The organism is Chromobacterium sp. HL1, assembly GCF_057418835.1.
Map to the genome: position 1 here is coordinate 4,012,892 of NZ_CP162399.1, position 13,996 is coordinate 4,026,887.

14 protein-coding genes are annotated in these 13,996 nt (G+C 66.7%); all 14 read right to left on the reverse strand.

The window, feature by feature from the left end; all coding sequences use genetic code 11:
• Position 1: 1 nt before the first annotated feature.
• Positions 2–1,192, reverse strand: coding sequence for a type II secretion system protein GspL (gspL, locus tag AB1Z25_RS18290; RefSeq protein WP_486635840.1), 1,191 nt, complete (start codon positions 1,190–1,192; stop codon positions 2–4).
• Positions 1,179–2,120, reverse strand: coding sequence for a type II secretion system minor pseudopilin GspK (gspK, locus tag AB1Z25_RS18295; RefSeq protein WP_486635841.1), 942 nt, complete (start codon positions 2,118–2,120; stop codon positions 1,179–1,181). The genes gspL and gspK overlap by 14 nt, the downstream gene beginning before the upstream one ends.
• Before the next feature lie 29 nt (positions 2,121–2,149).
• Positions 2,150–2,722, reverse strand: a complete 573-nt coding sequence (locus AB1Z25_RS18300) for a type II secretion system protein GspJ (RefSeq protein WP_227104923.1) — start codon at positions 2,720–2,722, stop codon at positions 2,150–2,152.
• Entirely contained in the window at positions 2,722–3,102 is a 381-nt protein-coding gene (gspI, locus tag AB1Z25_RS18305; protein ID WP_107800567.1) for a type II secretion system minor pseudopilin GspI, read from the reverse strand. The genes AB1Z25_RS18300 and gspI overlap by 1 nt, the downstream gene beginning before the upstream one ends.
• A complete protein-coding gene (locus tag AB1Z25_RS18310; RefSeq protein ID WP_107800568.1) occupies positions 3,099–3,575 on the reverse strand; it encodes a prepilin-type N-terminal cleavage/methylation domain-containing protein in 477 nt (158 codons plus the stop codon). Before AB1Z25_RS18310 ends, gspI begins: the two co-directional genes overlap by 4 nt.
• A gap of 14 nt (positions 3,576–3,589) precedes the next feature.
• Positions 3,590–4,033, reverse strand: coding sequence for a type II secretion system major pseudopilin GspG (gspG, locus tag AB1Z25_RS18315; RefSeq protein WP_019100905.1), 444 nt, complete (start codon positions 4,031–4,033; stop codon positions 3,590–3,592).
• A gap of 30 nt (positions 4,034–4,063) precedes the next feature.
• A complete protein-coding gene (locus tag AB1Z25_RS18320) occupies positions 4,064–4,324 on the reverse strand; it encodes a hypothetical protein (RefSeq protein ID WP_486635842.1) in 261 nt (86 codons plus the stop codon).
• Between the two features lie 22 nt (positions 4,325–4,346).
• Positions 4,347–5,558, reverse strand: a complete 1,212-nt coding sequence (gspF, locus tag AB1Z25_RS18325) for a type II secretion system inner membrane protein GspF (RefSeq protein ID WP_486635843.1) — start codon at positions 5,556–5,558, stop codon at positions 4,347–4,349.
• The gene (gspE, locus tag AB1Z25_RS18330) at positions 5,558–7,018 is read right to left on the reverse strand and encodes a type II secretion system ATPase GspE (RefSeq protein WP_107800571.1); all 1,461 of its coding nucleotides are present in this window, start codon (positions 7,016–7,018) and stop codon (positions 5,558–5,560) included. Before gspE ends, gspF begins: the two co-directional genes overlap by 1 nt.
• Positions 7,015–9,162 (reverse strand): type II secretion system secretin GspD, encoded by a 2,148-nt coding sequence (gene gspD, locus AB1Z25_RS18335; RefSeq protein WP_486635844.1) that lies wholly within the window; start codon positions 9,160–9,162, stop codon positions 7,015–7,017. The genes gspE and gspD overlap by 4 nt, the downstream gene beginning before the upstream one ends.
• Before the next feature lie 11 nt (positions 9,163–9,173).
• Positions 9,174–9,800 (reverse strand): hypothetical protein, encoded by a 627-nt coding sequence (locus tag AB1Z25_RS18340; RefSeq protein WP_146176710.1) that lies wholly within the window; start codon positions 9,798–9,800, stop codon positions 9,174–9,176.
• Between the two features lie 483 nt (positions 9,801–10,283).
• Complete coding sequence (locus tag AB1Z25_RS18345; protein ID WP_486635845.1) at positions 10,284–12,065, reverse strand: acyl-CoA dehydrogenase C-terminal domain-containing protein; 1,782 nt, start codon at positions 12,063–12,065, stop codon at positions 10,284–10,286.
• 216 nt (positions 12,066–12,281) lie between these two features.
• Complete coding sequence (locus tag AB1Z25_RS18350) at positions 12,282–13,214, reverse strand: electron transfer flavoprotein subunit alpha/FixB family protein (protein WP_486635846.1); 933 nt, start codon at positions 13,212–13,214, stop codon at positions 12,282–12,284.
• Positions 13,215–13,217: 3 nt separating this feature from the next.
• Complete coding sequence (locus AB1Z25_RS18355; RefSeq protein ID WP_227104935.1) at positions 13,218–13,967, reverse strand: electron transfer flavoprotein subunit beta/FixA family protein; 750 nt, start codon at positions 13,965–13,967, stop codon at positions 13,218–13,220.
• Between the last annotated feature and the right edge of the window lie 29 nt (positions 13,968–13,996).

Genomic DNA, 13,996 nt, shown 5'->3' on the forward strand with positions numbered 1-13,996 from the left:
ATCACGGCTCCCGGGACAGGCTGAGTTCTTTGGTCCCCTGCTGGGTGGCGGTCACGTCCAGACGGATCTGCTTGGCCGCCAGTTGCCCGCGCCAGCGTTGCAGGGTTTCCGCCGGCACGTCCGCCACTTGCAGCTTGAGCCGGCCGCCGTCGTAGCTGAGGGAGCGGGTCTGCAGATCGCGGCCGCTGAGCGCGGCCAGCGCGCCCATCAGTTCCAAGGCGTCGTCGCGCGCCGGCAGGCCGTGACTCAATCGCAGCTTGTCCACCGCGCGCGTCATCGCCAGCGCGCTGCTGCCCGGCATCGCCTGACCGCCGATCCAGGGCTTGGCCGCGGCGCGGATGTCCGCCGACAGGCTTTGTTTCTGCCAGGCGTACCAAGCGGCCTGGCCCAGGGTCAGCGCCAGCTGCGCCGCCAGCAAGCCAACCAACACCAAGCCGGTCCGCCGCAGCGCCGGCCCCCAGTCGCGCCAGCGCCGATTGGCCGCCAGTTCGCCGTTGGCGAAGTCGAAAGCCTGTTGCGCCAGGCCCTGCCGCCAATCATGAGCGGCCAATTGCTTGGGCTCGCCTTGCCACGCCGGCAGGCGCGAGCCGATCAGGCCGGCCGCTTCGGCGCCGCACACGGTCAGGCTGGCCGGCGGCAGCTGCGCCGCCAGCCGCGCGAACAGCAGTTGTTCCGTCGTTTCGCCGCAGTAGGGCAGCCAGGCCGCGCGCGTGGCGCTCAAGCGCAGCAGCCAGCCCTCGCCGCCGCGCGCCACGCTCCAGCCGTCGCGCGCCGGCGGCGGCAACAGGCTTTCCTCCGGCAGGATGCGGTCGCACAGCCGCCCCGCGCTCTTGAGCATGGCCACGGCGCGGCGCACCGGAAAAGCCTCGGTCACCGCCACCGCTCGGCTGCCGTCCGGCAACTCCCCGCCGATGGCGTAAAGATTGGCGGAGGGATCGTTAATCAAGCCTTCTTCCAGGGCGAAGCCCATCATCGCCGCCGTCGGCTGTTTGACCGAGGCCGGCAGCCGCGCCTGGGTGAACAGGGTGCGGCCGGCGGGCAGGATCAATTCGCAGCGATCGGCGCGCGGCCAGCCGGCCGGCGCGCTGTCGCCCTGAGCGCTGGGTTCGCCGCGCGCGCCCAATAGGGCCCAGGGCAGCCCCGGCTCGCTATCGGGCCAACCGGCCCGCAGATACAGTCTAAGCGTTGTCATTCTGGTTTCCGTTTCCCCGCGGCGGACGTCCCGCGCCGTCTTGCCGCCACAGCGTCTTCACCACGTTCATATTGCTGTAGATCAGCGCCCGCATTTCCAGCCGCGCCCGCTCCAGCCGGGCCGAACTGTCCAGCATGAAGTAATTGGACGCCGCCGCGATATCGGTGTCGGCGATGATGCCCGGCGCCGGCAGCCGCGCCTTGAAATCGTTGGCGTCCTTGTAGTAATTGACCTTGCGCTGATTGAGCAGCACCAGCAGATTGCCTTCGCCCACGCCCGGCAGCAGCGTCTTCATCACCGCCGGCGTGGCGGTATTGATGTTGATCTGGCTGACGTCGGCCGGCAAGGCGGCCACATGCGGCAGCAGCTTGTCCAAGACCTCCGGGGTGTAGCCCGGCAGCCAGCGCAGCATCTCCACCCGCAGCAAGGGGTAGCCGGGCAGGGCCGCGCCCGGCTCCGGCGGCCGGCCCTCTCCCGTCGGCTGGCTGGCGTCCTCCGGATCCTTGCCGCCGCGCAGTTGCTTGACCAGCGGTTCGGACAAGCGCGTGGGCAGGCCCAGCGTGGTCAATAGCCGCTTGTAGAACACCAGTTGGCGCGCATTGGTCTGACCGTTCTGCACCAGCGAATTCAGATTGAAGCGCCCTTGCAGATCGCTCAGCCGGCCGGACACGGTCACGCCCTGGGCCTCGGTCTGCGGCAAGGGCTGGGCCCACAGCTGCGACAGGGCCACCACGCCGTTGCCGGCCGCGCCGTTGTTGAAGCGCAGGATTTCCATCGCCCAGCCCAGGCCGGCGTCGGCCACCAGGCGCAGCTGGGCGCGATTGCGGTCGTTGTCGAGCTGGTGCCACCACAGGCCTTGCTGCCACAGCACCAGCGAGGCGGCGGTGGTGGCCAGCGCCACGATCAGCAAGGCCATGATCACCGCCATGCCGCGCTGCTTCCGGCTTCCCGGCGTCCTCATGGCAGCGCCCATATCCGTTTCGCCCATTCATTGCCCGGCATGCGGATGCGCATTTCCAGCGCGCGCGGGCTGTGCGCCGGGCTGGCCTCGCGCGGCGGCCAGTTATCCAGCCAATTGCCGTCGTCCAGCAGCACGCGCCAGCGCACCGCGGCGTCCTTGCCCAAGAGCACGTAGGCGGTCGGCGCCGCGCCCTGGGCGTCGCCCGCCGCCCAGCTGAGGCCCTGAGCGCCGGCATGGTAGCTGATGCGCTCCTGGCCGCCGGGATAGCGGGCGGAAAAACTCTGCAAGGTCAGCGTCTGGCCGTCGCCGTCGCTTTGCAGCAATAGCTGGCTGCCGCCCAGACTGGGCCCCTGCCCTTGCGTCGGCGCCGGCATCTGGCCGGTCAGATCGCCCTCCAGCCGCCGGAAAGCGCGCGCGGCGTCCACCCATTGCTCGCTGGTCTGCATCAGCCGCTCGCGCGAGATCAGCAAGGAGCCGAAAGCCTTGTAGCCCAGCACCGACAAGATGGCGAGCAAGCTCATCGCCACCAGGATCTCGATCAAGGTCATGCCGTCCTGCCGGCCGCGCATCACGAACCGCCTCCGGCGTTCATCCGCAGATAGCCGGTCATCTCGGCCAGCACGTAACGGCCGTCGCCCTGCGCCAGCACGCGCACCACCACCTTGCGGAAATTGGGGTTGGGCGTCTGGCTGATCACGCGCTGCCAACGCCAGCGCGCGCCGTCGTCGTCCAGCTCTCCCGCCTGTTCGCCCACGTCCGGCCATTCGCGGCGCGCCTGCATCAGCGCGATCATGTTCTGCGCTTCCCAAGCGGCCTGCATTCGGCGCTTCATGCCTTCGCCGTTGTCGGCGGCCAGGCCGGTGGCGCGCAACAGCGCGCCCAGCGCCACCGCGATGATGGCCAGCGCCACCAGCACTTCAAACAAGGTAAAGCCGCGCTCGCGCTTCATGAGCCTTCGTCCACCCGACTGCGGCCCAGCGGCGACAGGGTCACGGCCAGGCCGCGCGTCTCGGTCTTGATCTGCAGGGCCAGCGCGTTGGCGCGCCCGTCCTGCCACAAGGGCAGCGGCCGTCCCGCCGGCCAGGGCTGGCCATCCAGCAACAAAGCCCCGCCATGCACGCCCTCCGGCCACAGCCGGTCGGCCAGCAGCTCGTCGTTGGCGCCGCCCCATTCGCCGTTGTCGCCGCGGCGCCGGAAGCCGTAACCCTTGGCGTCCCACATCAGGGCCAGCGGATCCCCCATTTCGGCGGCGTCCGCCGCCTGCTCCAGCACCCGCGCCAAGCGGTAGGCCTCGTCCGAAGCCTGGCGATGCGTGTCCGGCCGCATGCTGAGCGTCACCGTGGTGGCCAGCACGCCGATGATCAGCATCACCACCATCACCTCGATCAGGGTGAAGCCGCGCGCCGGAACGGAAGAGCCCATCAACGACTCCGCTCTTACTTGACCGCGTCCCAGTTGCCGATGTCGGCGTCCACGCCCTCGCCGCCCGGCTCGCCGTCGGCGCCGAAGCTCCAGATGTCGATCTCGCCGTGCGTGCCCGGGTTGGCGTACTGATAGGGATTGCCCCACGGGTCCTTGGGCAGGCGCTCCAGGTAGCCGCCCGGCTTCCAGTTCTTCGGCTCCGGCGCCGAGGTCGGCTTCTGCACCAGCGCCTGCAGGCCCTGCTCGCTGCTGGGGTAGCGGCCGTTGTCCAGACGATACAGTTTCAGGGCCTGGCTCAAAGCGCCCAGATCCTGCTTGGCGGCGACGGCGCGCGCCTCGTCCGGACGGCTCATCACCTTGGGCACCACCAACGCCGCGAGTACGCCGAGAATCACGATCACCACCATGATTTCGATCAGGGTGAAGCCTCGCTGGGCCGCTTTGGAAAGGTGTCGCATATCTACTCCTACTACCGAGGTTTCAAAGGGTCAAAACAGGGAGGGGCCGTCGCCGGACAACTCCCAGACGCCGGCGGGTCCGGCATTGGCCGGCTTGAGCTGGCCCAGCTTTCTCAACTCGCTCGCCGCCCAGCTCATATCGTATTGCCAGGTGTAGAACAACTCGGTGCCTTCCAGCTCGCGAGCGCGCGCATGCCAGATGTGTTTGGCCACCGTCAGCCGGCCCGCCTTGCCGCCGTGCGCGGCCAGCGCTTCCAACACCCATTGCTGTAAAACTGCCTTGTGAGACATTCCGTGCTTCTTTCCGCGAAAATCAATGCACCATCTGGTTCATGTCGATGATGGGCATCATGATGGCCAGCACGATCAACAAGACCATGCCGCCCATGAACAGGATCAGCAGCGGCTCCATCAGCGTGGTGAAGGTGGCGAGCTTGCGCTCCACCTCCTGCTCCTGCTGCTGGGCGGCGCGGTCCAGCATATGGGCCAGCGTGCCGCTGGATTCGCCGCTGCCGATCAGATGGATCAGCACCGGCGGGAATTGACGAGTGGCGTGCAGCGCGCGCGACAGCGCCACGCCCTCGCGCACCTTGGCCATCGCCTCGCTGACCGCGTCCTGCATCGGCAGCAGAGTCATCAGGCCGCGCGCGGTTTCCAGCGCGGTCAGCAAGGGCACGCCGCTGCCCACCAGGATGGACAGGGTGCTGGCCATGCGCGCGGTGTTGAGCGCGCGCAGCAGGCGGCCGAACACCGGCAGCTTCAACAGCCGGGCGTGGAAGCGCCGTTTCAGCGCCGGCGCGCGCAAGGCGCGCACGGTCAGGAACAGCGCGGCGACGATGCCGGCCAGCAGCGCTATGCCCCATTGCCGCAGGAAATCGCTGGCGGCCACCAACGCCCGGGTCAGAAAAGGCAGGGTCTGCTTGGTCTGCGCGAACACGCTGACCACCTGCGGCACCACATAACTCATCAGGCCGGCCACCACTAGGATGGCCACCACGGTGACCACGGCCGGATAGGCCATCGCCAGCATCACTTTTTGTTGGGTGTTCTGGCGCTTGTCCAGGTATTCGGCCAAGCGCGCCATCACGGTGTCGAGATGGCCGGACTGTTCGCCCGCCTGCACCAGCGAGCGATACAGCGGAAAAAACACGCCCGGCGCCGAAGCCAGCGCCTGGGCGAAGCTCTTGCCTTCCAGGATGTCGCTGCGCAAGGCCGCCAGCACGGTGCGGCTGCGCGGGTGTTCGCACTGCTCGGTCACCGCGGTCAGCGCCTTTTCCAGCGGCAGGCCCGCGTTGAGCAGGGTGGACAGCTGTTCGGTGATCATCACCAGTTCCGCGCGCGGCAGGCCGCGGCGCAGCGCCGAGCTGCCGGCGTCGCCGTTCTTGGCGCTGACGCTTTCCACCTCCAGCGGCAGCAGGCCGCGCTCGCGCAGCTGGCTGCGCGCGGCGCGCGCGGAGTCCGCCTCCAGCAAGCCTTTCTGCTCCTTGCCGGCGGGGTCGAAAGCGGTAAAACGGAAGGCGGCCATCAGTTCCTCGTCACCCGCATGATTTCTTCCAGCGAGGTTTCGCCGGCCTTGACCCAGCGCAAGCCGTCGTCGCGCAGCGAACGCATGCCGTGGCGGGCGGCGTAATCGCGCATTTTCTGTTCGGAGGCGCGATCGTGGATCAAGCGCTGCAATTGATCGTCGACCAAGAGCAGTTCATAAACGCCGTAACGCCCCTTGTAACCGGAATGGCCGCAGCTCGGGCAGCCCGCCGGCCGGTAATGCGGAGCGTCCGCCTCCCCTTCCAGCGGCACCGGATGCGGCGCCTTGCAGTGCGGGCACAGACGGCGCACCAGCCGTTGCGCCATCACGCCCAGCAGGCTGGAGGCCAGCAGGAAGGGTTCGACCCCCATGTCCACCAGCCGCGTCACCGCCGAGGCGGCGTCGTTGGTGTGCAGCGTGGCCAGCACCAGGTGGCCGGTCAGCGAGGCCTGCACCGCGATCTGCGCGGTTTCCAGATCCCGGATCTCGCCTATCATCACCACGTCCGGATCCTGGCGCAGAATCGCGCGCAGCGCCTTGGCGAAACTCATGTCGATGCGCGGATTGACCTGGGTCTGGCCGACGCCGTCCAGGTGGTATTCCACCGGGTCTTCCACCGTCATGATATTGGTGTGGCGCGCGTCCAGCCGCGACAAGGCCGCGTACAGCGTGGTGGTCTTGCCCGAGCCGGTGGGGCCGGTGACCAGCAGGATGCCGTGCGGCTGGCGGATCACCTTGTCCACCGCCTGCAGCGTGTCCGCCGCCATGCCCAGCGTGGCCAGATCCAGGCGGGCGTTTTCTTTGTCCAGCAGACGCAACACCACGCGCTCGCCGTGGCTGGTGGGCAGTGTGGAGACCCGCACGTCCACCGGGCGGCCGCCCAGACGCAGCGAGATGCGGCCGTCTTGCGGAATGCGTTTTTCGGCGATGTCGAGATTGGCCATGATCTTGATCCGCGACACCATGGCCGCGTGCAGCGCGCGGTGCGGGCTGACCACGTCGCGCAGCGAACCGTCCAGGCGGAAACGCACCACCGAGCGGTCTTCAAAGGCTTCGATGTGGATGTCCGAGGCGCCGTCGCGCAGCGCCTGGGTCAGCAAGGCGTTGATCATGCGGATGATGGGCGCGTCGCCCTCGCTCTCCAGCAAGTCCTCCACCGTTGGCAAGGACTCCACCATCTGGGTCAGATCCAGGTCCTGGCCGATATCGTCCACCACCTCGGCCGCCGCGCCGTCGCGATTGGCGTAATGCTCGGACAGGCGCTTGTCGAACAAGGCCGCCTCCAGCGTCTCGACGCTGGCCAGCCCCTGGCCGTGCAGGCGCAGCACTTCGGCCCAGGCCTCCGGCCGGCTGTCTTCGCGCAGCAGCAGATGACGGCCGCTTTCCCCGTCCAGCAGGATCACGCCGTTGGCGCGCGCGAACGGAAAGCCCAGCGCCGGCGACAGCTTGGGCTTGTTCATTTCGGCTGCGCCTTCAGGCTCTGTTCCAGCGTCGAGCGGATGCCGCCCTCCGGCAGGGACTTCAGAGCAGAATCCAGATTCATCTGCAGCTTTTCCCTCTCCGCCTTATGGCCTTCGCCGATGATGTAGTTGTAGCGATCGGTGGCGATGGAACGCGCGCCCAGATCGTCGCGGATGATGGTGGGCTTGATGAAGATCATCAGATTGGTCTTGTTGCGCTGCTTGTTGCTGTAGCGGAACAAGGCGCCCAGCCACGGGATGTCGCCCAACAGCGGCACCTTGCTCTCATTGTCGCTGACCGTTTCCTGCAGCAGGCCGCCGATGGCGATGATGCCGCTGTCGTCCACATTGGCGATGGTCTCTATCGTCCGCTTGTTGGTGGTTGGACCTTGCGGGTTTTTCTCGGTGCCCGGCACGATGGTGGACGCCTCCTGCAAAATCTTCATGCGGATGGAGCCGCCCTCGGAAATCTGCGGCGTGATTTCCAGATTAAAGCCTATGGTCTTGCGGTCGTAGGTCTGGAAGGGATTGACCGAGCCGCTGCTGCTGCTGCCGGTATTGCTGTACTGGCCGGTCAGGATGGGCACTTCCTGGCCGATCTGGATCTTGGCCTTTTCATTGTCCATCGCCATCAGGGACGGACTGGACACGATGTTGCCCCCTACCTCGGTCTCCATCGCCTTGGCCAGCGCTCCCATGTTCAGCACGGTGCCGATGCCGGGAATATTGACCGTGCCCTTGACCCAGCCCACGTTCAGGCCGCCGGAGCCCGCCAGGGTGCCAAGCGGTGTGGCGGCGGTGCCGCCGGCCAGCGCGCCGCCGGACAAGCCGATGATGCCGGGGGTGTTGCTGCCGGGGAAGTTGGTACCGCCGAACACGCCGGCGCCGTTGCCGTTGAGCGCGCCCAGCGCCTGCCATTGCACACCCAATTCCATCGCCCTTTGCGCGGCCACTTCCACCACCAGCGCCTCCACCAGCACTTGGGCGCGGCGCTTGTCCAGCAGGTCGATGACGTTGCGCAGATTCTGGTACATGGAATCCGGCACGTTCAGAATCAGCGCGTTGTTGGTGGGGTCGGCCTGGATCATGGATCCTCCGCCGCCGGCCCCGCTGCCGCTGCCGCTGGACGCGCTGTCGCCGCCCACCGGGCTGGCCGCCTGCGCGGCGCTGGCGGAGCCGCTGGACGAGGCGCCGGAACCGCTGCCCGAACCGCTCTGGTTCAGCAGGCTGGTACTGGAGCCGCCGTTGGTGCTCACCGCGGTGCGGCCCTGCAAGGGCCCCGCGTCGCCGGTCATCAAGGCTCGCAGCGTCTGCGCCACCTTGCCGGCCTCGGCGTTCTTCAGATAGACCACGCGCACATTGGCGCCGGCCTGGCTGGGCTGATCCAGGAGCTTGAGCAGGCTTTTGATCTTGCCGATCTTGCCCGGGGTGTCGGCGCGCACCATCAGCACATTGGCGCGCGCGTCCGGGATGATGGTGGTCTTGCCGCCGTCGGCGCCGGCGCCGCTGTCCTGCAACAACTTGTTCAGGCTGCCGGCCAGTTCCACCGCGGAGCCGAACAGCACCGGCACCACCACGGTGTCGCCGGCGGCCGCGCTCTCGATCGAATCGATGATGGACTCGATGCGCTGAATATTGTCCGCGTAGTCGGTGACGATCAGCGCATTGGACTGCGGGTAGGCGGCGATGGTGTTGTTGGGCGACACGATGGGCCGGATCACCGGCACCAGCTGATTGGCGTTGCCGTATTTAAGCGTGAACACCTTGGTGATCAGGCGGTCGCCGTCCCCGCGCGGGATGCCCTTGCTGGCCTTGGCGTGCAGCTTGGCGTCGGCCTCCGGCACGATCTTGACCACGCCGCCGCCCTCCACCGCGGAGAAGCCCTGCAAACGCAAGGAAGACAACAGGATCTGGTAAGACAGCGCGCGCGGCACCGGCTTGCTGGACACGATGTTGACCGTGCCCTTCACCCGCGGGTCGATGATGAAGTTCTTGCCGGTGATCTCGCCTATCGCCTTGACCACGGTTTCGATATCGGCGTTGACGAAGTTGAGCATCACTCCGTCGTTCTGCGGGGTGGTGGCCAATGCGGCGTTGCAACCGTAGACCAGGGCCAGGATGGCGACAAGTTTGTGGATACGCATATTCAGTCTTCTTATTGGCGAACCATGCTGGCGGAATCCAGCCCAGGTTGCGGCGGGGTTTCAGGATTCACAGGAACCACAGCGGGGGGCGAAACGGGAGCCTGGGAAGGAGGAGAAATCGGAGGCGGCATCGGCGGCGGCGCACTGCCGCCGACCGCGCCGCCCGCGCCGGGCACGCGCTCGACCAGCGGCACGAACTGCTCGCTGCCGCCGGAACGCATCAACACGCCGGAGGCGGTGATCTGGGCCAGTTCCCAGCCGTCGGGCGTAGTCTTGCCCAGCAACAGGGCGACGGAGCGGCCATTGTCGTCTATCACCGCGAAACCGGGCGCGCCGGAAGCCTGAGGCGCGTAGACGCCGATCAGCTTGACCGGCGGCAAGGCCGCCGCCTGCTGCGCCACCGGCTCGCCGAACCAGTGCGCCATCGCCACATTGGCGGCGGCGGACTGCGGCGCCGGCTCGCTTAAGCCTCGCCATTGCTTGGCCGCGGGACCCAAAATCGGCGCCACGGTCATGCCCAGCCACACGGCGGCGCCTGCCAGCGCCAGCCAAGGCAAAGCGGCGACCAGACGCCCCAGCGTCGCCGCCGACGGCAACAACCGCTTCCCCTTTTCACTCCAATGGACCACTTGCTTCATTGCATCCTGGCTTCTGTATTCATTCTTGAAATCTAAGCGCGGACCTTGCGGCCAAGTTCAAGCGGACGCCTCGCGCCGCGATGGGATCGGCCGGGACTTGGCTCGAGCTTGGCTGTGAGTCATGCAGCGGATTATTTGCACGCCATCAGGATACGGTCAATCCAAAAAAAGACCGAATTGCATAGCCAGGCAATATTCAAGCGAATATCAGCGCGCCATGCGATTAATTCTTCTATTAAGAACTATTTTTCCGCCTGATTTCGCACACCGCCCGTAGCTAGGGGCGGAGCAAACACTATGCGGCAAAATATTTTTAATGACAAACGGTTTTTGATGCCGCGCCGCAGCAACCCGCAACAAGGTCTTTTCCATTATCTCAAAGCCTGATTACACGCTCATGCAATAATCGCTCTTGCATCGGCCAGGCAACAAAAAACGCCGCGGCATCCCGCGGCGTCTGTTGCGCATCTTCCTAGAACCACCTCAGAACCAGGCTTCGTCCATCTCCAGCACGCTGTCCGCGCCGTCAACGATGGCGGCCGCCAAACCGCCCGCCTGCGGCAACAGATGTTCGCCGTAGAAACGCGCGGTGGCCAGTTTGGCGCGCATGAAGTCCTGATCGGACTCGCCGTCGCTCTGCTTTTCCTTGGCGATCAGGGCCGCGCGCGCCATCTGCCAGCCGCCCAGCACAATGCCCATCAGCTTGAGGAAGGGCACGGACCCGGCCGCCGCCCGTTGCGGCTGTCCGGCGAAGGTATCCAGGATGAAGTCGACGCTGCGGCGCGCCTGCTTGACCGCTTCGTCCAGATTGTCCGCCAGGCTGGCCAGCCCGGCGGCGCGCAGCTTGGCCACGCAGCCGGCGGCCTCTTCCAGCAAGGCGCGCGCGGTGACGCCGCCCTCGCCCGCGGTCTTGCGGCCGATCAAATCCAGGGCCTGGATGCCGGTGGTGCCTTCGTAGATGGCGGTGATGCGCGCATCGCGATAGTACTGCGCCACGCCGGTTTCCTCGATATATCCCATGCCGCCGTGCACCTGCAGCGCCAGGCTGGTGATTTCGTTGGCCTGCTCGGTGTTCCAGCCCTTGACGATGGGGATCAGGAAATTGGCCAGCGCCTGGTTGCGCGCTTTTTCGCTCGCCACCGGATGACGCGCCGCGCGGTCCAGCGCCGCCGCGGTATACAGGGCCAGCGCGCGCTGCGCCTCCACCTGGGCGCGCATGGTCAGCAGCATGCGGCGCACGTCCGGATGCTGGATGATGGCCACGCCGGACGGATCGGGCGAACCCACCGCACGGCTCTGCACCCGTTCGCGCGCGTATTCCACCGCCTTCTGGTAGGCGCGCTCCGACACCGCCAGGCCTTCGATGCCCACGCCCAGACGCGCGTGGTTCATCATGGTGAACATATAGTTCAGGCCCTTGTTGGCTTCGCCGACCAGATAGCCGATCGCACCGTCCTGATCGCCGAAGCTCATCACCGCGGTGGGGCTGCCGTGGATGCCCAGCTTGTGCTCCAGCGACACGCAGCGCACATCGTTGCGCGCGCCCAGGCTGCCGTCGGCGTTGACCAGGAATTTGGGCACGATGAACAAGGAAATGCCCTTCACCCCGGCCGGCGCGTCCGGCAGGCGGGCCAGCACCAGGTGGACGATGTTGTCCGCCATATCGTGCTCGCCCCAGGTAATGAAGATTTTCTGGCCGCTGATGCGATAGCTGCCGTCAGCCTGCGGCAAGGCCTTGCTGCGCACCTGGGCGAGGTCGGAACCGGCCTGCGGCTCGGTCAAATTCATGGTGCCGGTCCAGGCGCCGCTGGACATCGGCGGCAGATAGACGCTCTTGAGTTCTTCCGAGGCGTGATGATGAATGGCCTCGATCGCGCCCAGCGTCAACAGCGGCGCCAGCGAAAAAGCCAGATTGGCGGAACACCACATTTCCTCGGCCGCGGTGGCCACCAAGGCCGGCATGCCCTGGCCGCCGTAGGCCTCCGGCGCGCGCAGGCCCACCCAGCCGGATTCGACGTACTGACGCCAGGCGTCCTTGAAGCCGGGCGCGGCGCTGACTTCGCCGTCGCGCCATTTGGCGCCCTGATCGCCCTGCTTGTTGATCGGCGCCAGCACGCCTTCGGCGAACTTGGCGCCCTCCTCCAGAATGGCGTCCACCAGCTCCACCGAGCATTCGCCGTAGCCCGGCAGGCCGCAGACGGCCGGCAGCTCGGCCAGCTCGTTGAGCGCGAATTGAATGTCCTTGATCGGTGCTTGATAAATCATCGCCTTCTCCTCGTGTTTGGATGGCTGGGACCGCCGGTTCGGCCGGCAATCGGTTTCTATTCGCAGACATGAAAAAGCCGGCAAGCGCCGCGGCGGGTCCGGCCCGCATCGGGCCGATGACTGCGCGCGGGCGTTGCCGGCTGAATATTATTGTTCCGGGCGGCTCGCCCGGCCCGCTGTCCGCGCCGGCGAGAGACTCGCGGCGCGGATCCGGGATTATTTGGACAACTCGGCCATCAACTCCGGCACCACGGTGAACAGATCGCCGACGATGCCGTAATCCGCCACCTGGAAGATGGGCGCTTCCTCGTCCTTGTTGATGGCGACGATCACCTTGGAGTCCTTCATGCCGGCCAGGTGCTGGATCGCGCCGGAAATGCCGACCGCGAAGTACAGCTGCGGCGCCACCACCTTGCCGGTCTGGCCCACCTGGTAGTCGTTCGGCGCGTAGCCGGCGTCCACCGCGGCGCGGGAAGCGCCCACGGCGGCGGAGAGCTTGTCCGCCAGCGGATCGATCACCGCCTTGAACTGCTCCTCCGAACCCAGCGCGCGGCCGCCGGAAACGATGACCTTGGCCGAGCCCAGTTCCGGACGATCGGACTTGGTCAGTTCCTGGCCGACGAAGCTGGACAGCTGCGCGTCCGCTGCCGCGGCCACGGTTTCCACCGCGGCGGAACCGCCCAGGCCCGCCGCGTCGAAGGCGGTGGTGCGCACGGTGATGACCTTGATCGGGTCGGCGGACTGCACGGTGGCCAGCACGTTGCCGGCGTAGATGGGCCGCACGAAGGTGTCGGCGGATTCGATGGCGACGATCTCGGAGATCTGCGCCACGTCCAGCAAGGCGGCTACGCGCGGCAGCAGGTTCTTGCCGAAGGAGGACGCCGGCGCCAGCACGTGGCTGTAGCTCTTGGCCAGGCCGGACACCAGCGCGCCCAGGTTCTCGGCCAGGCCGTGCGCGTAGTGAGCGGCGTCGGCCAGCAGCACTTTGGCGACGCCGGCCACGCCCTTGGCGGCCTCGGCGGCGGCGGCGGCGTTGTGGCCGGCCACCAGCACATGCACCTCGCCCAGCTTGGCGGCGGCGGTGATGGTATTCAGGGTGCCTGCTTTCAGGCTCTGGTTGTCGTGTTCAGCGATAACGAGAATGGCCATGGCTTACAGCACCTTTGCTTCGGTTTTCAGTTTGGCGACCAGCTCGGCGGCGTTGGCCACCTTGATGCCGGCGCTGCGCTTGGAAGGCTCGGCCACCTTCAGCGTCTTCAGACGCGGAGCGGCGTCCACGCCCAGTTCCGCCGGCGTGGTCTTGTCCAGCGGCTTTTTCTTGGCGGCCATGATGTTGGGCAGCTTGATGAAGCGCGGCTCGTTCAGGCGCAGGTCGGAGGTGACCACCGCCGGCAAACGCAGCTTGACGGTTTCCAGGCCGCCGTCGATCTCGCGGGTGACGTCCACGGTCTCGGCCGACAAGTCCACCTTGGAGGCGAACGTGCCCTGGCCCCAGCCCAGCAGCGCCGACACCATCTGGCCGGTCTGGTTGGCGTCGTCGTCGATCGCCTGCTTGCCCACGATCAAGAGCTGCGGCTGTTCCTTGTCCGCCACCGCTTTCAGCAATTTGGCCACCGCCAGCGGCTGCAGCTCCGCATCGGTTTCCACCAGGATGGCGCGGTCGGCGCCCATCGCCAGCGCGGTGCGCAGCGTTTCCTCGCATTGCTTGACGCCCAGCGACACCACGACGATTTCGCTGACCTTGCCGGCTTCCTTGAGACGCACCGCCTCTTCCACCGCGATTTCGTCAAACGGGTTCATCGACATCTTGACGTTGGCGATATCCACGTCAGTGCCGTCGGCCTTGACCCGAACCTTCACGTTGTAATCCACAACGCGTTTCACAGCGACTAGAACTTTCATATTCCTCCAACAAACCTCTGGACATCTCT